The organism is Paenibacillus algorifonticola, assembly GCF_000971975.1.
Taxonomy (GTDB): Bacteria; Bacillota; Bacilli; order Paenibacillales; family Paenibacillaceae; genus Pristimantibacillus; species Pristimantibacillus algorifonticola.
Window position 1 is genome coordinate 1 of sequence record NZ_LAQO01000054.1, and the last position, 20,374, is coordinate 20,374.

At 50.8% G+C, this 20,374-nt stretch carries 15 protein-coding genes, 1 pseudogene and 1 riboswitch; of the genes and pseudogenes, 6 read left to right on the forward strand and 10 right to left on the reverse strand.

The genetic code is table 11. The features are described 5' to 3' along the window. The 3 genes and pseudogenes from WH37_RS34070 to WH37_RS31360 form a co-directional block, all read right to left on the reverse strand. A pseudogene (locus tag WH37_RS34070) lies at positions 1–4,383 on the reverse strand (hypothetical protein); the annotation flags it as partial. 272 nt (positions 4,384–4,655) lie between these two features. Further along, positions 4,656–5,690 carry a FecCD family ABC transporter permease gene (locus WH37_RS31355; RefSeq protein WP_046234596.1) on the reverse strand — a complete coding sequence of 345 codons (1,035 nt, stop codon included), beginning with the start codon at positions 5,688–5,690 and terminating at the stop codon, positions 4,656–4,658. Positions 5,691–5,692: 2 nt separating this feature from the next. Further along, positions 5,693–6,739, reverse strand: coding sequence for a FecCD family ABC transporter permease (locus WH37_RS31360; protein WP_046234597.1), 1,047 nt, complete (start codon positions 6,737–6,739; stop codon positions 5,693–5,695). 175 nt (positions 6,740–6,914) lie between these two features. On the opposite strand from WH37_RS31360, the gene WH37_RS31365 reads away from it, so the two are divergent. Continuing rightward, positions 6,915–7,496: a TetR/AcrR family transcriptional regulator gene (locus WH37_RS31365; RefSeq protein WP_046234598.1), complete on the forward strand. Its 582-nt coding sequence runs from the start codon at positions 6,915–6,917 to the stop codon at positions 7,494–7,496. 63 nt (positions 7,497–7,559) lie between these two features. After that, positions 7,560–8,132: an NAD(P)H-dependent oxidoreductase gene (locus WH37_RS31370; protein WP_046234599.1), complete on the forward strand. Its 573-nt coding sequence runs from the start codon at positions 7,560–7,562 to the stop codon at positions 8,130–8,132. Positions 8,133–8,144: 12 nt separating this feature from the next. Here WH37_RS31370 and thiC read toward each other — a convergent pair whose 3' ends face one another. The 3 genes from thiC to WH37_RS31390 all read right to left on the reverse strand — a co-directional run bounded on the left by thiC (position 8,145) and on the right by WH37_RS31390 (position 11,999). Beyond that, positions 8,145–9,914 carry a phosphomethylpyrimidine synthase ThiC gene (thiC, locus tag WH37_RS31375; protein ID WP_082111099.1) on the reverse strand — a complete coding sequence of 590 codons (1,770 nt, stop codon included), beginning with the start codon at positions 9,912–9,914 and terminating at the stop codon, positions 8,145–8,147. Between the two features lie 396 nt (positions 9,915–10,310). Beyond that, a riboswitch (TPP riboswitch) is annotated at positions 10,311–10,416 on the reverse strand. A 34-nt stretch (positions 10,417–10,450) separates the two neighbouring features. Then, positions 10,451–11,620, reverse strand: a complete 1,170-nt coding sequence (locus tag WH37_RS31385) for a glycosyltransferase family 4 protein (protein WP_046234602.1) — start codon at positions 11,618–11,620, stop codon at positions 10,451–10,453. A gap of 88 nt (positions 11,621–11,708) precedes the next feature. Further along, a complete protein-coding gene (locus WH37_RS31390) occupies positions 11,709–11,999 on the reverse strand; it encodes a hypothetical protein (protein ID WP_046234603.1) in 291 nt (96 codons plus the stop codon). Between the two features lie 193 nt (positions 12,000–12,192). Here WH37_RS31390 and WH37_RS31395 point away from each other — a divergent pair, with 193 nt between their 5' ends. After that, on the forward strand, positions 12,193–12,579 hold the full coding sequence (locus tag WH37_RS31395; RefSeq protein WP_052737367.1) for a hypothetical protein: 387 nt from the start codon (positions 12,193–12,195) through the stop codon (positions 12,577–12,579). A gap of 143 nt (positions 12,580–12,722) precedes the next feature. Here the strand turns inward: WH37_RS31395 and WH37_RS31400 are convergent, their stop codons facing one another. Further along, a complete protein-coding gene (locus tag WH37_RS31400) occupies positions 12,723–13,628 on the reverse strand; it encodes an ATP-grasp domain-containing protein (RefSeq protein ID WP_046234604.1) in 906 nt (301 codons plus the stop codon). A 933-nt stretch (positions 13,629–14,561) separates the two neighbouring features. On the opposite strand from WH37_RS31400, the gene asd reads away from it, so the two are divergent. Further along, positions 14,562–15,350, forward strand: a complete 789-nt coding sequence (asd, locus tag WH37_RS31405) for an archaetidylserine decarboxylase (RefSeq protein ID WP_046234605.1) — start codon at positions 14,562–14,564, stop codon at positions 15,348–15,350. On the opposite strand, the gene WH37_RS31410 is transcribed toward asd, so the two are convergent. Continuing rightward, positions 15,291–15,557, reverse strand: a complete 267-nt coding sequence (locus tag WH37_RS31410) for a hypothetical protein (RefSeq protein WP_046234606.1) — start codon at positions 15,555–15,557, stop codon at positions 15,291–15,293. The two genes, asd and WH37_RS31410, sit on opposite strands and share 60 nt — an antisense overlap. After that, positions 15,517–17,004, reverse strand: coding sequence for a MocR-like pyridoxine biosynthesis transcription factor PdxR (pdxR, locus tag WH37_RS31415; RefSeq protein WP_046234607.1), 1,488 nt, complete (start codon positions 17,002–17,004; stop codon positions 15,517–15,519). The genes WH37_RS31410 and pdxR overlap by 41 nt, the downstream gene beginning before the upstream one ends. Before the next feature lie 178 nt (positions 17,005–17,182). Here pdxR and WH37_RS31420 point away from each other — a divergent pair, with 178 nt between their 5' ends. Next, the gene (locus WH37_RS31420) at positions 17,183–17,824 is read left to right on the forward strand and encodes a pyridoxamine 5'-phosphate oxidase family protein (protein WP_046234608.1); all 642 of its coding nucleotides are present in this window, start codon (positions 17,183–17,185) and stop codon (positions 17,822–17,824) included. A gap of 145 nt (positions 17,825–17,969) precedes the next feature. Here the strand turns inward: WH37_RS31420 and WH37_RS31425 are convergent, their stop codons facing one another. Then, a complete protein-coding gene (locus tag WH37_RS31425) occupies positions 17,970–18,764 on the reverse strand; it encodes a helix-turn-helix domain-containing protein (protein ID WP_046234609.1) in 795 nt (264 codons plus the stop codon). Positions 18,765–18,963: 199 nt separating this feature from the next. Here WH37_RS31425 and WH37_RS31430 point away from each other — a divergent pair, with 199 nt between their 5' ends. Beyond that, positions 18,964–20,259 carry an aminotransferase class I/II-fold pyridoxal phosphate-dependent enzyme gene (locus tag WH37_RS31430; RefSeq protein ID WP_046234629.1) on the forward strand — a complete coding sequence of 432 codons (1,296 nt, stop codon included), beginning with the start codon at positions 18,964–18,966 and terminating at the stop codon, positions 20,257–20,259. Positions 20,260–20,374: the final 115 nt, after the last annotated feature.

Sequence of the window (20,374 nt, forward strand, 5' to 3'; positions counted from 1 at the left end):
GCCGTCCGCTAGCTTATCGCTCGTTATGCTGTCCGTCGCTAGATGCTCCGCCTTCACGGCTCCTTCCGCCAGCGCCTCACTGCCTACGCTCGCAAAAGCCAGCTTCGACGCTGTTATGCTCGCTTCGCCCAGCTTTTCCGTTGTGACACTGCTATTCACCAGCTTCTCGCTCGTTACGCTCTCCGTCGCCAAATGCTCGGCGGCAACAGCACCATACGTGATTTTGTCGCTCGTTATGCTGTCCGTCGCTAGATGCTCCGCCTTCACGGCTCCTTCCGCCAGTGCCTTACTGCTTACGCTCGCAAAGGCCAGCTTCGATGCCGTTATGCTCGCTTTGCCCAGCTTTTCCGTTGTGACGCAGCCATCCGCTAGCTTATCACTCGTTACGCTCTCTGCCGTCAGATGCTCGGTGATCACGGCCCCTTCCGCCAGCGCTTCACTGCTCACGCTCGCAAAGGCCAGCTTCGATGCCGTTATGCTCGCTTCGCTCAGCTTTTCCGTCGTGACACTGCCATTCGCCAGCTTCTCGCTCGTTACGCTCTCTGCCGACAGATGCTCGGCAATCACGGCTCCTTCCGCCAGTGCCTCAATACCTACGCTCGCAAAGGCCAGCTTCGACGACGTTATGCTCGCTTCGCTCAGCTTTTCCGTCGTGACGCAGCCATCCGCCAGCTTATCGCTCGTTATGCTCTCTGCCGTCAGATGCTCAGCTTTCACGGCTCCTTCCGCCAGCGCCTTACTGCTTACGCTCGCAAAGGCCAGCTTCGATGCCGTTATGCTCGCTTTGCCCAGCTTTTCCGTCGTGACGCTACCATCCGCCAGCTTATCGCTCGTTACGCTCTCTGCCGTCAGATGCTCGGCGATCACGACTCCTTCCGCCAGCGCCTCACTGCTTACGCTCGCAAAGGCCAGCTTCGACGACGTTACGCTCGCTTCGCCCAGCTTTTCCGTCGTGACGCATCCATCCGCTAGCTTATCGCTCGTTACGCTCTCTGCCGTCAGATGCTCGGCGATCACGGCTCCTTCCGCCAGCGCTTCACTGCTTACGCTCGCAAAGGCCAGCTTCGATGCCGTTACACTCGCTTCGCCCAGCTTTTTCGTCGTGACGCTACCATCCGCCAGCTTATCGCTCGTTACGCTCTCTGCTGTCAGATGCTCAGCTTTCACGGCTCCTTCCGCCAACGCTTCACTTTTTACGCTCGCAAAGGCCAGCTTCGACGACGTTATGCTCGCTTTTCCCAGCTTTTCCGTTGTGACGCAGCCATCCGCCAGCTTATCACTCGTTACGCTCTCTGCCGTCAGATGCTCGGCGATCACGGCTCCTTCCGCCAGCGCTTCACTGCTTACGCTCGCAAAGGCCAGCTTCGACGACGTTACACTCGCTTCACCCAGCTTTTCCGTCGTGACGCTACCATCCGCCAGCTTCTCGGCTCGGATTGAACCATTTTTCAGCTTGCTTCCAAAAATGCTCTCATCCTCAGCCCGGTCAACCGTAATAATATCGGCTGCGAGATGCGCTAAAGACAGCGAGTTTTTACGAATATGATAGCCCTGCACCGTTTCGGCACGAAGATGCTTGCCGGCTATCGTCTCCAGCTGCAAATGCTCGCCAGACACGGAATCCTTGCCAAGCTTCACCTCTGTCACACTTCCGTCCTGCAAATTAGCACTAGCAACACTGTTTATAGCCAAATGCTCCTCGCCGATGCAATACAGCTGAATATGCTTTTCTCCTATGGAAAGCGGGGCCAGCTGTTCAGCAGTTACCGCTTGACTTTGCAAATGCTCCGTACTGATAATACGCGGCTGGAGCGCTGCACTGCCGATTGCCGCCTCCTGAATATGCTCGCTTGCAACGCTTGCTTCCGCCAGATTCGTCGCCGTCACAGCACCTTCCGCTAAATGAACATCGCGGATGCTGCCTTCCTGTACATGAATGCCCAGCACCGACCCATTGGATAAATGACGGCTGTGAATCGCTTCTCCCGCAATATGCTTCGGCTGTATAGCATCCAGCGCTAATTTAGCAGAGTGAATCGCCAAGTCAGCAACCTGCTCACTTCCAACCGCTCCAGGCTGCAAATGGGAGACCTCAATAATCCCGCTTTGCAGATGCTCTTTCTTAAGCGAGCCTAGCTGAATGTGCGTGCCTTCAATAGCGGCTGGCGCAATGTGCTCGCCTTGAACAGTTCCTGGGGCAAGCTTAGTTCCCGTCACACTTGCTTCAGCAAGCTTTGCTCCCGTTACACTGTAATCCGCGAGCTTATCCGACGTCACCGCTTCCGGGGAAAGCTTGAGTGAATTGACACTGTGATCTGCCAAATGATGGGAAGATACAACGCCAGGCGCAATATATCTTTCTGTCACAGCTTCATAAGCAAGCTTTGCGCTCGTCACGGCGCCATCTTGGAGCGTTCGAGTTGTAATCGCACCATCCGCCACATGCTTCTCATGAATAATATGCGGCTGCAAATGATTAGCAGTTATCGCTTCAGGCGACACGGCCTCTCCCGTAACAGCTCCATTTGCAAAATGGTACGCCCGCAGCGCTTCCGGCGCAATTTTGTGAAACGTAATCGCTTCATCGCGCAATTGCCTCGTATCTACTGAATTATCTGCAAGATGCGCAGCAGATACGGATCCTGCAGCCAGTTTTGCCGAGGTGACGCTTTGTTCTGCAAGCTGCCTGCTGCCAACAGCCGCATCCGTCAGATGCTGCACCCGAATCGCTCCCGGCGCAATTTTCTCTTCTGTGACAGAGCTGTTGCGCAAATGCTCCGTACCAACCGCCTCTTCCCGCAGCTGGACGCCGGATACGGTATTTACCGCCAAATGACGATTGTGTATTTGTCCGTCCGCAACTTTCTCAGATGTTATGCTGAGACGGCTCAAATGACGGGATTGCACCGCATCATCGGCGAGCTTTGCCGCGGTTACACTTTGCTCCGAAAGCTTGGAAACGGTAACCGCATGATCAACCAGCTTGATTGTCGATACGGACTGATCCATCAGCTTGGAGGCTGTTACCGCTTGATCAACGAGATGTCCGCTTTCGATTTGGCGCGGTGAGATGTTCGGCCCCAGAACGGCCCCCGCCTGCAAATGCGCGGTGGACACCGCTCCGCTTGCTAGACGCTCGGCGTCTACTGCGTTCGGCTGCAATTCCCTTGCTCCGACCGCGCCGGCTTCTAGATGCTGGGCGCTTATTTCGCCTGGGGCCAAATGCTTTCCCGATATTACTCCGACGGCAACATGCTCGGAAAGCAACGCCCCAGGTTTAATATGCACGGAATCGACGGACTCTGGGGCTAGCTTCTCCGTATGCACAGAGCCATCGCGCAGCTTGGAGCGGGTTACAGCTCCATCGGCGAGCTTGGAATTGTTTACTGCATCATTCGAAAGGTGCTCAGGACGGACGGCTCCGCTTTTGATTTTGCTAGCGGTGACGGACTGCTGTCCAAGCAATTCTTCCGTTACTAACATCCGTTTCAAATGCCTCGCTTCAATCGATCCATCGGCAAATTTGTCGGAACCGATCGTACGATCTGCGAGCTTCTCGGAAGTAACGCTGTTATTTTGCAGCTTCTCTCCCGTTACGGAGCCATCTGCCAGCTTCGCTCCTGCGATAGCATTGTTTGCCAGATGTTCCGATATTATCGCTTCTGGTGCGATTTTGGTGCCGGATACAGCTCCCTTAGCAATGTGAATGGCTTCAATCGCATAATCCTGCACAGCTGTTCCATCGACGCTTCCCGCACATAGCTTTGCGGAATCAATAGAAGCTGGCGCAATTTTGTCGCCGGTAACCGAACCATCCACTAAATCGTCGGTATAAATAAACGGATTCGGCCCGCCAAGCTCAGGATTTTGTTTCTCCGCTACCAACGCCAGCTTCTCTTCATGGCTCAGTCCGGCATCCTCTTCATGGCTCAGTTCAGCATTCTCTTCATGGCTCAGTTCGGCCTTCACTTCATTGTCACTGGCAAATGCAAGCTCAAATGGCTGGCCTACGTCCGGCAGCAGTTCCTCCTGCACATTCTGCGATGGCGCCTCTTGCTTAAATGTTTGCGACGATCCTTGCTTCTCATCCAATTGAATACTTTGCGTTTCTGTCTTAGCCTCGTTTGACAGCAGCTGTCCTTCTTCAGCTTGCAGTTGGTCGATGCTGGACGACGCTTCCGGCGCCGCAATCGCATTAATGCTAACCGTCTTCGCCTGCCCTGCATCTGCTTGCTTTGATTCTGCCAGCTTCTGGGCTGCTCGGGCTTGCGCCTTTTTGCTATTTAATTCATCGAGCCATTTCAATTCAGAAGCATTCGGATTATCAACGTAAAAAAGCGGCCTTTTTCTTCTCGAGCTTCCTGTTTTTCTGCTTTTCGCCATTGCCCTCTCCTTCTTCCACCTGATTTGTCTTAGGCAATATATGCACAAACCTATAGGCTCGTTACTTGAACTTGCAGGCTGACAGGCAGAAGCATGACGGACGAACGATCACTGTAAGGTAAAAGACTTGGGCAAGAGCCCAAAAACACAAAAGGACGTTCCCGTCCTCCTGGAATAGTGCCTATTTCACTCCCATATAAATAAAGGCCTTCCGAAAACGCATAGCGCTTTGAAAGGCCTGAAAAAACGATTATAAATGGTGCTGTAACAGCTTATTTGGAACGGGACAGCAAGTAAAGGAAATACGGAGCGCCAATGACGGCGATTACGATACCCGTCGGAATTTCCGAAGGCTGGAACGCCCAGCGAGCCAGCGTATCGGACACAATGACGAGCAATGCTCCCGCCAGCGCGGAAGCCGGAACGAGAATTTGATGCGTCGGTCCGACAAGACGACGAGCCAAATGCGGACCAATCAGCCCGACAAAGGAAATGCCGCCGCCAACGGCCACACATGTTGCAGCCAGACCTACCGCTGCTGCAAGCAGCTTCATCCGATCCTTCTCAACCGGCGACCCCAGTCCCGTTGCCATCTGTTCGCCAAGGTTCAAAATATTCATCGAACGCGACTTGTACATAACGTAAGGAATCAATAATAAAATCCATGGCAGAGCAGCAAGCACAAACTTCCAGTTTGTTCCCCAGATGTTGCCTGCAAGCCAAATTTGAACGAATTGAAAGTCATTCGGATCAAGCGCTAGGCTGAGTACAATAACAAGCGCACTAATCCCGGCTTGCACCGCAACGCCGACCAGAATCATTCGCGTAGGCAGCAGCCCGTGGTAACGTTTATAAGATAACGTATAAATTAGCAAAGCAGTAAGCGCAGCCCCGCCGAATGCCAGCATCGGCATAAAAAATGGCGATGCCATCTGATTGTCACGGAAAAAGGAAATATACAAAATAACCATCAGCCCTGCTCCAGCATTAATGCCGAGCAAGCCTGGATCGGCCAGCGGATTGCGGAACAAACCCTGCATCACACAGCCGGAAACGGCAAATCCTGCGCCAATCAATACGGAAATGACGATACGAGGCAGCCGGAAATCAAATAAAATGAGCTCCTGCTTCGCCGTTCCGTATCCGAATAACGTTTTAAATACATCAAGCGGAGTCAGTTTAATAAAACCTGTATTCATACTAATGACAAAAGCTGTAATAATGAGCGCGCCCATAATGGTCATGACTATTATGGCTCGTCTCGTTCTGCGCTGCTCGCTTTTTGAAATTAAAGTAACGGTGCTCATAACTATAAACTCCCCCTTTGCTTAATCGCAAGATAAAGGAAGAACGGAACACCGATAATAGCAATCAGAGCGCCAACCGGCGTCTCATATGGACTATTAATCGTACGTGCTACAATATCAGCTACGATGAGCAGGAGCGCACCAAGCACGGCGGAACAAGGAATGATCCAGCGGTAGTCCACGCCTACCAAATAGCGAGCTACATGGGGAACGATTAGTCCGATAAAGCCGACCGCTCCGACAACGGATACAGATGCACCAGCCAAAATGAGCGTGACAATGATGCCGATCGTCTTCGTCAGCTTCGTACGCTGACCAAGGGACACCGCAACATCATCGCCTAGGCTGAGCAAGGATATGGAGCGTGAAATCGCAATGGCTGCCAAAATGCCGCCGATAATCCAAGGGGCAACAATGCCAATTTGCGACCATTTTGTACCGGCAATGCCGCCCGCATACCAGAAAGCAATATCTTGTCCAATTTGAAAGTGAATTTGAATCCCTTCAGACAGGCTCATGAACAATGTGCTAATAGCTGCGCCCGCAAGCGTCAGCCGGACAGGCGTCAAGCCGCCCTTGGCGAGCGAGCCGATACCGTAAACGATACCTGCGGCAAGCGCCGCTCCAAAGAAACAAATAATCATAATTTCCAAATGAGACATGCCACGGAAAAAAGCAAAGCAAAGCGCCAGCGCAAAACCTGCGCCCGCATTAAGCCCGAGCAAGCTCGGATCAGCCAGTGGGTTGCGGGTCATTCCCTGCATAACGGAGCCTGATACCGCGAAGGCAGCCCCAATAAGTGCTGCTGCAAGCGCCCTTGGCATTCTCAGCTCTTGAATAATCTGATGCTGGGTAATATCCGGATTAAAATAAAAAACGGCAGTCCAAACCGTGGATAAGCTAATTTTAGCCGCTCCGACTGAAATAGATAACGCAAGGCCAAATAATACAGCAGCTGTGCCAACGATAAGAATGATGCTCGCTACTAGCGGCCTTGAACGCTGCCTCATCTGCTTCAATTCCTGTTTTTGCTCCTGTTTCAACGACATGATGCAGCTACCTTTCCCTTCGCAAACAAATTGGTATCATGATAACGATTCTCGTTTTCAAATATACCAAAGTTTGTTTGTTTATTCAATGAAAGAATCGTGTCCTTCTAAAAATCCATTCCTCCTGCTTTTATTGTCGCTTGCTTTTTAGTTAGTGTTCACTTACAATACGATTATGAATAAAAAATCGCATATCGATAGTAAAAAAAAGGATATTTTGCAGGCGGCGATGCTGCTATTTGCGACGAAGGGTGTTGACGGCGTTTCCGTCAAAGAAATTGGGCAGGCTGCCGGGGTTACTGATGCGGCGATTTACAAGCATTTTAAAAGCAAGGATGCTGTTGCCTTGGAAATCTTTGAGCAGGATTGTGCCAGCTACACCGCTTTAATCGATTATTATGTGCAGCAGGATGGGAGCAGCGCTAGCCGGTTTCGGCAATTAATCGACGAGGTGCTGCACATGCACGATGAGGACCAGTACGGACTGCTGCTGCTTTCCCAGCAGCATGAGCTGTTTTATACAGCGAGAATGGAAGGGCAGCTCAGACAGCCCCTTGATGCATTAATTGATTTTATAGAGCAAGGCATTAAGCGCGGCGAGCTTCCGAAGCAAAATGCTCGCCTATCAGCCGTCATGGTGATTGGCATAATAACTCAGCTTGCCGTATCCAGCATGCATGGCGATCTGCCTGCACAGCTTACGCCGGAAGCCGAGCAAATTAAGCTGCATCTATTAGCTTTAATAGGTCATTCGTGACCTTTTCTTTTTGATTTATTGGTTAGTGTTTATTAACTAAAATTAGAGGAGTGTTTCAAAACGATGAACAAAATTTTAATTATTCAAAGCAATCCCGCTGAAGGAAGCTACAGCGAGGCGCTGGCTGCCGCTTATGCTGAAGGAGCCGCGGACGCTGAGGTCCGTACCATTCATTTGTCCCAGCTCGACTTCAATCCCGTCCTGACCGGAGGCTATAACAACCTAGCTCCGCTGGAGAAAGATTTACAGGACGCGCAAGCGCATATTAAATGGGCCGATCATCTTGTTTTTGTATATCCAACCTGGTGGGGCGGGCCTCCTGCTTTGCTCAAAGGCTTCATTGACCGCGTCTTTCTGCCCGGCTTTGCTTATAAATATGTGAAAGGAAAGGCGCTTCCCGAGCAGCTGCTCAAAGGAAAAACAGCCCGGATCATCGTCACGATGGACGCACCGGGCTGGTACTACCGTTTTTTCCAAGGCATGGCTGGCCACAAAATGATGAAAATCAACATCCTGCAATTTTGCGGCGTCAAATCCGTCCGTTTCACCACGCTGTATGAGGTCAGAAAGTCGTCGCTCGCGAAAAGGCAAGGCTGGCTTTTCAAGGTGAAGCAGCTTGGGGAACGATACGCCTAATCAAAAATCATTTTATGTCCCACTAACATATATTTTGCTTCCCGATTCCTTGAATGCCTCGGACTTCTCCTTCATCCCCGCTTCAATGGCCTCCGTCGTCTCAAGCCCATTCTGCTCGGCGTAATCCCGAATGTCCTGTGTAATGCGCATGCTGCAAAATTTAGGTCCGCACATCGAGCAGAAATGGGCGGACTTGGCTGCCTCCGCAGGCAGCGTCTCATCGTGATACGCCATGGCGCGCTCAGGATCCAGCGACAGATGGAACTGGTCGCGCCAGCGGAACTCGAAGCGCGCCTTCGACAGCGCATCGTCCCGCAGGCGGGCGCGGGGATGTCCCTTGGCCAAGTCGGCAGCGTGGGCAGCTATTTTATACGTAATAACCCCCTCCTTCACATCCTCCTTGTTCGGGAGCCCGAGATGCTCCTTAGGCGTTACATAACAGAGCATCGCGGTACCAAACCAGCCGATCATAGCTGCGCCAATAGCCGATGTAATATGGTCATAGCCCGGTGCAATATCCGTTGTCAGCGGCCCGAGCGTATAGAAAGGCGCTTCATCGCACACCTCAAGCTGGCGGTCCATATTTTCTTTAATCAAATGCATGGGTACATGCCCCGGCCCTTCGATCATCACCTGAACGTCATGCTTCCAGGCGATTTTCGTCAGCTCCCCCAGCGTATCCAGCTCGGCAAACTGCGCTGCATCGTTGGCATCGGCTATTGAGCCCGGACGCAAGCCATCGCCAAGTGAGAACGAAACATCGTAAGCCTTCATAATTTCGCAAATTTCCTCAAAATGCGTATATAAAAAGTTTTCCTGATGGTGGGCCAGGCACCATGCCGCCATAATCGAGCCGCCGCGCGATACGATGCCCGTCACCCGCTTGGCCGTCAGTGGAATATAGCGGAGCAATACGCCTGCATGGATCGTAAAATAATCGACTCCCTGCTCCGCCTGCTCAATGAGCGTATCGCGGAACACCTCCCAGCACAAATCCTCGGCTTTGCCATTCACCTTTTCCAGCGCCTGATAAATCGGCACCGTGCCGACCGGAACCGGGGAGTTGCGAATAATCCATTCGCGCGTCGTATGAATATTTTTGCCTGTGGACAAGTCCATAATCGTATCTGCGCCCCAGCGCGTCGCCCATGTCATCTTCTCCACCTCTTCCTCGATAGAAGAAGCTACTGCTGAATTGCCAATATTGGCATTGATTTTCACATGAAATTGCCGTCCAATAATCATGGGCTCAATCTCGGGATGATTAATATTGGCTGGAATTATCGCACGCCCAAGTGCAATTTCAGAGCGGACAAATTCAGGGTCCATCCCTTCTCTTATCGCAATAAATTCCATTTCATGCGTGATGATTCCCTGGCGCGCATAATGAAGCTGGGTAACATTATGTCCTTTCTTCGCCCGCAGCGGCTGCGTCGTTATTGGAAAAAGCTGCGCTCCGCGCTCACTCGCCTTCTCCGCCGTCATAAAGCCGTTATCCTCCGGCTTTATAGTGCGTCCGTCATACCGCTCCGCATCTCCTCGCCCTTCAATCCACTCTCCCCGTACATGCGGCAGCCCTTTATGAACATCCGCCTCATAAGCGGTATCGGTATATGGTCCACTCGCGTCATACACGCGAATCGGCGCATTCGGTATTTTTTCTCCGTTTCTGCCCGTGCTCGCTTCCAGCTCAATTTCGCGCATTGGTACCCAAATATCCAGTCTTGATCCTGATTCGTACACCTTGCTGCTGCCCGGCAGCGGATTCATAAAGATCGTCATATGCAAAAAAACCTCCCATGGCATTATGAAATTCCACCAGGAGGCCTTTATGCGTATATTCAGCTGGAAAATGCAGCGCTCGGCGCCTGTTCATTTGCTATTGCTGCCATCCCACAGTGCGCACACAGAGCTATGTACCCTCCCCGTTGAACAGGGCATAGGACTTTCATAGCTGCTGTTTCACGCATCCTGCGCAAACGAAACACCGCTAGACACCACTAGAAGCACTTCGCTTGATCGCTCTTTCGCCAGGGCGGCTGGCCGCCACACGCCAAAGCAGCGTAGACGGTCAAAAACAAAAAAACCGCTCCGGCGAAGAAGCGGTTGAATGTGCAAACATACGCGAACGGCAGAGCTTCCCCTTGCTGAAAAAAGCAAAACGATGCTGCTCGCGATGAACTCACTTTCCCACTTTCCTACGCTGGCATAACCCAGATCAGGTTCAAAGGGACCAAAGCTCACTCGCTTTATCTCAGCCATGAAGGCGCCCCTAGTGGATTTCCTTTTTAGACTATACCGCTCCCCTATACGGGTTGTCAATTCAAATCGAGTAGCTTTCGTTCACTCAGGACATTCATCCAGCTGCGGCCCGTATGCTTCCAAGTGAAATTCCGCTCCACCCGCTCGCGGCTCTTCTTCCCCATGCTCACCCTGAGCTCGGAGCTATCGAGTAAAGCAAGCAGCTTGGCTCTCAGCTCCTTCTCCAGATTTTGCTGTGAAATCAAATAGCCGGTGACGCCGTCCCGTACAATTTCCTTCATGCCTCCTGCCCGTGTGGCTACTACTGGAAGGCCCGTCGCCATCGCTTCGACATTAACAAGACCGAAAGCTTCACGCTGTCCTGAAGGGACGATCGCCATATCTGCGGCTAAGAACCAGCCGGGCACTTCGGTATAAGGCACATAAGGAACGAAGCGTACATGATTCGGATAAGCGCGGCCGAGCTGCTGGAGCTTGCGGGAATAAGCGGTGGAGCGATGCGAGCCATAGAAGGGGCTGCCAACGATGACAGCAAGCATATTGGGATGTTTTTTTACCAGCTCAGGCATAATATGCAGAAGATGGTGAGCGCCTTTAAGCGGAATGAGCCTGCCGAGAAAAATAACGACCTTGCGGCCCTCCAGTTTTTTCGCCCGCCGCTCCCGATCCCGCTTCACCTGCCCTTGTTCGGTAAACCGCGACGGAAAAAGCTCCGTCTCCACGCCGGGATAGACGACTCGGATTTTCGCTGCCGCTTCAGGCGCCCTCGTCGCAACAACGCGGCGCAGAAACTCGCTATTTACAATAATGCGATCAGCAGCTTGCAGGCTTTGGTGCAGCCTCGCCGGCGAAATATGTCCGGTACTTAGAAAAGTAGAGGAATGCAGATTCAGCCAAATTCGGGCGGACGGCAGCTTTTTCTTCAGGGCAAGCACATGATGCGGACGGTTCTCCACCTGAATAACATGCGGCTTATAATCAACTAGGGAACGGCCGACAGCAGCGATATAGCTGGCTTTGTTCACCGCTGGGAATCTGACGCAGGCGACGCCATTAACTAGCCCGTTGCGTTTAAGCCCCTTTGTCGTCCGCCCGTAAATGCGGGGATGAATCCGATTTTTTAGAAGAGGGACGAATTTTTCGACTACCCGCTCGACCGAGCTGCTTTTTGTGGATGGGATCGGAAATGACCCTGGCGTAACAAACGCCACTCTGGCAAGCGTCATTTCGTGCAACTGCCTCCTTGCGCTATAAAATGGCAATAAGTTTGCGATAGCATACGCGCCACTCCCGCAAATTGCCACTAGCCAGCTGCTAGCTGGACGGCCGGAGCACATTCATGGCCATTCGCGCAGGCGTATAAATAGCCAAATAAGCCCCTCCTAATATAAAAACAGGATTAAGCAGCACCGCATGAATTTCCGTCATAAACACGGTGCCGCGCAGCATCGTTCTCGTTATAGCCGAAGCGATGGAAATAAACGTTGTAAAAAGCAAAATGGCTGCCAGCGCATCCATAACGAATAGCGCCTTCCGGCTGCGGTAGCCGATCCATCCTGCTGCCAGACAGCAGGCCGCAAGGATAAGTGTGATGGTGATGGTCATTGGGCAAATTACCCCTTCTCTTTTTAGGCTTTCTTACATGAAGCTTGAGCATTTTGTACAAGAAATAAACGGGAAGGAGTGAAAAAAAGCCTGACATGGTGAATAAGACAATATAGAAACACGAGTAGAGGAGAAAATAAGATGAACGCTGCCTATCGCTGGCTATGCCTTCTCCATATGGAGCCTGATTTATTTGCTGCTTGCCGGATTTGTCATTTATTCCTTTCTGCCTTCAGGCAGAGCAAGCAGGCTGCCCGTACAGACTGGCATCCTGTTTTTTGTTAGCTGCCTGTTCAATGCGGCTTGGATTTTTGCTTGGCAATACGAGAAGGTGTACCAGCGTATTTATTATGCTCGCGCTGCTGATCACGCTGATCGCCACCTATACGCGCGTCAGAACGCCCGGCTGGCAAACGGCAACGGGCGAACGATTTTTCGTCCAACTGTCATACCGTTTGCCATCATCGTCAAGCAACAGGAGCAGGAAGCCATCGTATTCAGCACACTCGCTGTCACTATTGTGCTCGCGCTGTTTATTGTATTTTTGCTGGTGTTGAAGCTGCGAAGGCTTCATAGGTAGTGGAGGAATAACTGGAGAAAAGGGAAACTGCTTGTTTCGGAGGAAGAAAATGCTTGCCCGTTTGAGGTGCGAATGTGAAGCTGCCATGGTTTCCTTGGGTCACTCGCACCTCAATCGTTTTGAATCGCGTCGAAAATTTTGGGCTATTGAATATTAGATAATTTAATATTGTTGTAGAAACGAATGAGATCAGCGTTGTTAGGCAGGCCTGATACTTGCCCATCTCCTAATTCAAGAATAACCCAAGAACCATTTTCAACTTTCGCTATATCCATTGTGAAAAAGTGACTGTTTATTTTCTTCGCAATTTCTATAAAGGGAGTTAGTTCTGGTTTATTTTCACCATAAACCCCCTCGTCCCAATACTCCAGTGTTATTAAAGGCTTACCTTCCAAGAAGAAAATTCTAAATTCCTTTGACAATGGTGCTCCACTTTGCGGATGATGGGATAAAAATTCTAAATTTACAAACGCCTTAAACACGAGCCCTTCATTCAACTCGTCACCTTGCAATTCTATAAAACTTTTCACTACTTGTAATAATTTATTTTTATTTGAAGCATCGGGAATGAAACAAGCTTCGTTCCAATCATGTTTACGTGATTTTACATAGTCTTTCAAAATAATCGGCCCCTGTCCAAATACTTCAACAACATCAAAAACCTTGTCCAACGAGTCCTCTATTTCTGATTTGTGCAACCAAACAGTTAGAGGTGTAATCTTCTTAATAACGTCATATGAATTAGGTGTATAATGACAAAAATTATATTCATCTATATTATTTATCAATTCAATATTTTTATTTTTTAAATGATTATAAAGCTGAAAATAAACCTCTCCCGTCATCATCCATCCACGATATAATGCTTTCTCTTTTTGTTCTTGGATTGATATCTGCCTAGTAGCTCTCGTTGTCTGATTAGACTGCAGCTCCTCAAAATTTATTAAACTAACATTAAACCCTATTGTTTTCGCAGCCTCATATTCTTTTTCATAGTACGAATCTACTTTTTTAGGATTCAAAGGGTCTGCACAGTATATAATCCGCATTATTAACCTCCAAATTTCAAAGATATTACACATTTATTATCAATAAATTTTCACAAGAATGTCTTAAAGCATTCTCTTCACTGCTACTCCAGCCTTGGGAAGCAAATCATTTATACCATTCAAGATAGCTAGATTTTTAGGGTACGTATGCAAACCGGAGCCAGCCTGCTGCTTGCTTAACGCTTATTCGAGGCCAATCTCATGTGACGATTCAAGGCTGGTGAACCGCAGCCTGCGGTTGTTGCTGAAACCCCACAGCTCGGGACGCTCACTCCTTTTTGAAGGACTGAGGTTCCGCTATTCTGGCTTTTGATCCGGTTTCAGGCTGCAAGCGGACAGGAGATCCGTTATTGCCCTTATCATCCCAGCAAAATGGCTATTTGCAGCGCATTAGCGGCTCCTGAGTCCGCAGCCCGTGCCTTAACCCGTTATCCTGTTGAAATAGCGGCTGCTGTGTCCACCAAGTCTATCTTTGTACAGGGTTTAAACCCCTGAAACGAAGAGCATGAAGCTTCGAAGCTACCTTTCAATACATATTTCATATTCATGAGGGGTGACATTCCCGTTAGGAGGGGGAATACGTTTGACGCTGGCTTCTATAAGGATCTAGCTTACTTACGTTGGCATACACGCCCTAGTAGCATGCGTTTGCTTTCTAAAGGTTTAAATTATTGGATAGTAAAAATTTATCATATTATTATAATTGCACTCCCTAAGCCTATTTCGCAATAAGTTTCGTGTAAAATGAAAGGAAATTGACTCCATATAAAAATTATGAAGTATACAGCATCTATTTTTACAATCAATACCTGTTAAGTGTCCCTGTTCAACAAAGGTCGCGAATCGAACCTATTGCTTTGTGATGCGGGTTGTGGCACACTGTTTGGGACAAGCACCACTATTCGAAGCAAGAAAGGACGTGACGGTACGAGCATGCTAGATGGATTACTTCGTGCCATGACGGAATTAAGCTCACGCAAGTCGATTTCGAGGTTGACTGGGCGTTTTGCGCAATCCAGAGCGAGCCGCCGTTTTATTCCGCGCTTTGCTTCCATGTATGGGATTAAGGTGGCGGAAGCCGAGAAACCGCTTAATGAATATGCTACGCTAAATGAATTTTTCACCCGTCGATTAAAGCCAGGCATGCGAAAAATAGACCAGAGTGCAGACAGCCTTGTGAGTCCGGTTGACGCTCTTATTACAGGAATTGGCCCGATAGAAGACGGCACAATTGTAAATGTAAAAGGGCAGGATTACACGATTGAAGAGCTGCTGAACCGTTCGCCGAGAGCGGAAAACTATCGGAACGGCCATTATTTTGTCCTTTATTTGAGCCCGACCGATTACCACCGGATTCATGCTCCTGTGGATGGCACAATTGTTGAGAGCGAGCACATTCCCGGCAAGGTGTATCCGGTCAATGAGTTCGGCTTAACCAAAATGCGCCGGGTGCTCAGCCGCAATGAACGGCTCATTACGTATATTAAACATGGCGGCGGCGAAACGGCTGTCGTAAAAGTCGGCGCCATGAATGTCAGCAGCATTCGCTACGTTGATTCGCTGCCGCCGCATACTGTAAAGGGTGGCGATCTTGCTTATTTTGAGTTCGGATCTACAGTCGTGCTGCTGACTGAAAATAAAACCTTCACCCCGCTGCCTAACTTAAAGCTCGGTCAAAAAGTGAAAATGGGTGAAGCGCTCGGCCGCTTGCTGCCGCGTTAACCCATTCACTCTCCATTCGAGCGTATTTGCAAGAAAAACGTATAATACATTTTTATATTTAAAAAAGCTCGCTGCCCATGCGGAGAAATCTCCGCCAGGCAGCGAGCTTTTGTCTACTTCCGCAGCAGCTAGCCACAGCAAAGCTGCTGCTTTCTTCTGCAATCGTTCAGCCGCGCTGCTGCTGAACGTCCTCCCAGCATGCAGCAATTCGCCGCATGCCCTCCTTAATATCGGCTTCGGCCAAATGCGCGAAGCCGAACAGCGCTGCCGGAGCGCGCCGCTCATCCGGCTGCCGCCACAGCCGCTCGCCGCGATTCCAGCTGACGCCTTCCCGCTGGCAGCGCACAATCAGCCGCTCATAATCCGCGGCTGCCCCAAGCCACACGCCGTACTGATGCAAGCCTGCATCCGACGGCGTAAACCGGAACAAGCCCGCCAGCTGCTCCGCGGCTTGTTCCTTAAAGAGCTTGAGGCGCCGCCCGCAGCTGCGCCTCATCCGCCGCAAATGCCGAACATACTGCCCGCTCGCCATAAACACGGCGAGCGCCCGCTGCTCCGCGATGGAGCTTGGGCTTGGCTCAAGCAAAAACTTTGCCCGCCGCAGCGGCTCCCGCAGCGCATCCGGCGTAATGACATAGCCCAGCCTCAGGTCGGCGTACATCGTCTTGGAGAAGGTGCCGACGTACACGACCCGTCCCTCGTGGTCGAGCGTCTTGAGCGGCTCCGCCGGGCGCCCACCCCAGCGGAATTCGCTGTCATAATCGTCCTCGATTATGACAGCGCCGCGCCGGGAAGCCCATTGCAGCAGCTCCAGCTTTCGCTCAGGAGCGAGCTGTGCCCCGGTTGGATACTGGCGCGTCGGCGTCACAAACAGCAGCTTCGCATCCCAGTCCTGCGGAATGATGCCATAATCATCAACCTCCGCATCTATAATGACGCCGCCCGCAGCCGCAATTGCCCGCCTAATGCCGGGGTAGCACGGGTTTTCCACCACGACCTGATCACCTGGGTCAATCAATAGCTGTGCGAGCAGGGCAATGCCGTACATGGAGCCGCTCGTAATAAATAAATGATCTACGCTTGTGAACATGCTTCGCTCGCGGCGCAGCTCGCTAGCTATCGCTTCCCGCAGCGGCAAATGTCCTTCTATCGCCCCGTAATCCTCATACTGGCGCTCCAGCAGTCCCCTGACCTCTGCGAACATCGCCGTCTTCCAATCATCCAGCGGAAACAGATCGACATCCGCATAACCTACATCAAACGCAATGAAATCTGCCCCATCACGCACAGGCAGCTTCGTGTACCCTTTAATCTGCGGCAGCCGCTGCGCCCAAGTTGATAACGCAAGTGCACTGCCCTTGCCTTCTGGTCCATCCTCAGCTTTGGAAGCTGGCGGTTTGCTGTAGGAAACATAGGTGCCGCTTCCCCTTCCCGGCCGGACAAAACCTTCCGCATACAGCATATCGTAAGCTGCATTCACCGAACCGCGCGACATGCCATAGCCTTCGGCCAGCCTTCTGCTGGAGGCGAGCTGCTCCCCATCCTCCAGCATTCCAGCGACAATAACTTCGCGCAGCGCCAGAAAAAGCGCATCCGCCTTGCGCCCGATCTCCTTATAATACCGCTCATAAGCCGCACGGCAGCGATCATCCATTTTTCGACCTCCTATGGTCCGCCTGTTCCCCGCCATTGATAAAGTGGTTCAATAAAATTACTGTAAAGTGGATCTTTTTATATGTCAATATTCCGTTTAAACTTGCTATTAACGAGTTGAATGCTTGGCACATCCCCTACTCAAGTTATCGCTATTGTTACGAAAGGAGCAGTCCGCTATGCGCAGAAAAGAATTTGCAATCGGAAGTGAAGATGAACAAGAGGTTACCGCCTTTTTGGAGGAAATGAGCTATGGCTTTCTAGGAACAGCCAGAGCGGATGGCGCCCCTTCCATTACCCCGCTGAATTACATTTATTTGAACGGAAACGTTTATTTTCACGGCAGTCGCGTAGGAGATAAAATGACGCTGCTCGGGGCGGAGCCGCGCGTCACTTTCTGTGTTGCCAAGGAATATGCGATCATTCCTTCCCATTTTACCGATCCGCTGATGGCCTGTCCGGCAACCGCCTTTTTCAAATCAGTCATTATTGAGGGCACGGCAGCGGTTGTCGAGGATTTGATGGAAAAAGGAGAAGCGCTGCAAGCGCTGATGACCAAGCTCCAGCCAGAAGGCGGACATTTGCCGATTGCCGGAGATGATCCCGCCTACAGGGGCAGGCTCAAGGGAGTTGCCGTCGTAAAAATTGAGCCGCAGCAAATAAACGCGAAGTTCAAATTCGGCCAAAATGCCGATGAGCCAAAGCGCGAAGCCATTGCAACCGGCCTGCTGGCACGCGGACGGGAGCTCGATGCGGAGACGGTCGACCTCATGCGCCGCTACTGCCCGCACCATAAGGAACAAGCTCATCCGGGCGACTAACCATACTCGATCCATTTGCAAGTATGACATTTATAAATTTTCATATTTCAAAAAAAGCCGAGCGCCCCTCTCCCCTTTGTTGTCGGGAATAAAGGCCGCATCGGCTTTTTTTTACAAACTACTTATTCTAACGAATTTCTTATGGCTAACGAATTTCAGACGGACTCCGTCCGGTATATTGCTTGAATTGGCGGCTGAAGAAAAAAATATCGCGGTAGCCAAGCGCGTCCGCCACCTCCGTCACATTCATGCCTGCGTGCATCAGCAGGTGCTGGGCGCGGTCAATGCGGGTGCTGATCATATACGTCTGGACCGACATGCCGATCAGCTCCTTGAATTTCATCGAAAAATAGCGCGGCGACAGCTGGGCGCGCATCGCGAGATCCTCGACCCGGTGGGCAATGCCGGGATTTTGCCGGACATAGTTGGCGACCTCGTGAATCGCTTCGGTCAGTTGATTGCTCGCTTTTTTCTCTACTGGCGTTTGTTTTGTCGCACAGTCCTCCCGCAGCAGATGGATCATCAGCTGCTTCAGCACAAGGCGCGCTTCAATTTCCGCCGCATAGGTTTTGACCAAAAACAGCCGCACGTAACGCGACAGCATATATTCAAAATCTACCGTATCCAAAAGCTGGCGATACCGTTCCGGCACCAGCACCGGCTCTTCCGCCGTATCAAAGTGTATGTAAGTAAGAACTAAGGGCTTCTGCGGATTATGGGTTGCACTCGTGTAGTCGCCTGGACGGAACAGGAAACAGCTTCCTTTACCCACGGGATAATGAACACCGCCCACTTCAACTTCCCCTTCACCGCTCCATACATAAAATAAATCGAAATTAGCCATCGGCTTTTCACGGCGCTGCCATTTCCAGCCCGGCTCGCAAACGATCTTCGCGAAAGGCGGCAGCAATAAATATGCATCGGGCGATAAATGCAGCATAAAACCCTCCTGAAACGTAAGCTTATGCCGTCATCATACACCAGCGTCAAACTTTCGCGCAACCCCGGCAGGCCGTCGTCACATTTTCCAAAAAAATTTGAATTTGAAATGGTTCCGACACGTTAAAAAATGATATAATAGCTCCCGATAAGTATGATCAGAAAATGAATTGATTTTTCGGAAGGATGGAATGAAGTTCATGAACCCACTTGCTCAGCAGTTGAATGAGACGCTCTCCGCAGAAAGTCCAAACGTCCATGCCATGTTGTCAGCTTTAGGCAAAGCCATTTATTTCCCGAAGGAAGGCATACTTAGCCAATCCGCAGAGGCCAAGGCCAAGGCCAAGACGTTTAATGCCACAATCGGCATTGCGCTCGAAGGCGGACAGCCGATGCACCTTAAGGTAATTCAGGATACGCTGACTGCTTACAATCCTAAGGATCTATATGAATATGCGCCCCCTGCGGGCAAACCTGAGCTGCGCACAGCTTGGCTTGAGAAAATGCTGAAAGAAAATCCTTCGCTGGAAGGCAAGCGTCTCAGCAATCCCATCGTCACGAATGCTTTAACGCATGGGCTGAGCATTGTAGCCGACCTGTTCGCAGATGCGGGCGATACCGTTATTATTCCAAATAAAAACTGGGAAAACTACGAGCTGACCTTTGGCATCCGCCGCGGCGCGGAAATCGTTGAATACCCTTTACTTAATGATAGCAATACGTTTAACAGTGCAGGCTTGCGCGAAGCGCTGCTCGCTCAGAAGGACAAAGGCAAAGCCATCGTCCTGCTTAACTTCCCGAACAACCCGACTGGCTATACGCCAGGCCTGCAAGAAAGCGAAGAGATTGTAGCCTCTGTCAAGGAAGCAGCGGAAGCGGGCATTAATGTCGTCGTCGTAACCGATGACGCTTACTTCGGCTTATTTTTTGAGGATTCGGTTCACGAGTCGCTGTTCGGCAAATTTGCCGACCTGCACCCTCGCGTCCTTGCTGTCAAAATCGACGGCGCGACGAAAGAGGATTATGTCTGGGGCTTCCGCGTTGGTTTCATAACGTACGCTTCTTCTTCCGACAAAGTGCTGAATGCGCTTGAGCAGAAGACGCTTGGCATTATTCGGGCTACGATTTCCAGCGGCCCGCACCCTTCGCAGACGTTTGTGCTGAAAGCTCTGCAATCGCCTGATTTTGATGCCCAGAAAGCGGAGAAATACGACATTATGAAGGGCCGTGCCAACCGAGTCAAAGCGCTGCTCGATAGTGGCCGTTATGGCGATACCCTAGCGTATTACCCATTCAACTCCGGCTATTTCATGTGCCTCAAGCTCAGCGGCGTATCCGCCGAGGCTGTTCGTGTGCGCCTGCTTGAAGAATACGGCATCGGTACGATTGCACTTGGCGAGACCGACCTTCGCGTCGCTTTCTCCTGCATCGAGGAAGCCGACTTGGAGACGCTTTACGATACGATTTATAAAGCAGTGACCGAGCTGCTGGCTTAATCATTTCAGCATTTCATTCCTTTCCCCTTGGATAGTAGCCGTGTATAATACGGTTACGGCCAAGGGGTTTATTTTGTTTATGATAAAATGAGAGCAACAGAAATAGAGAGTATGC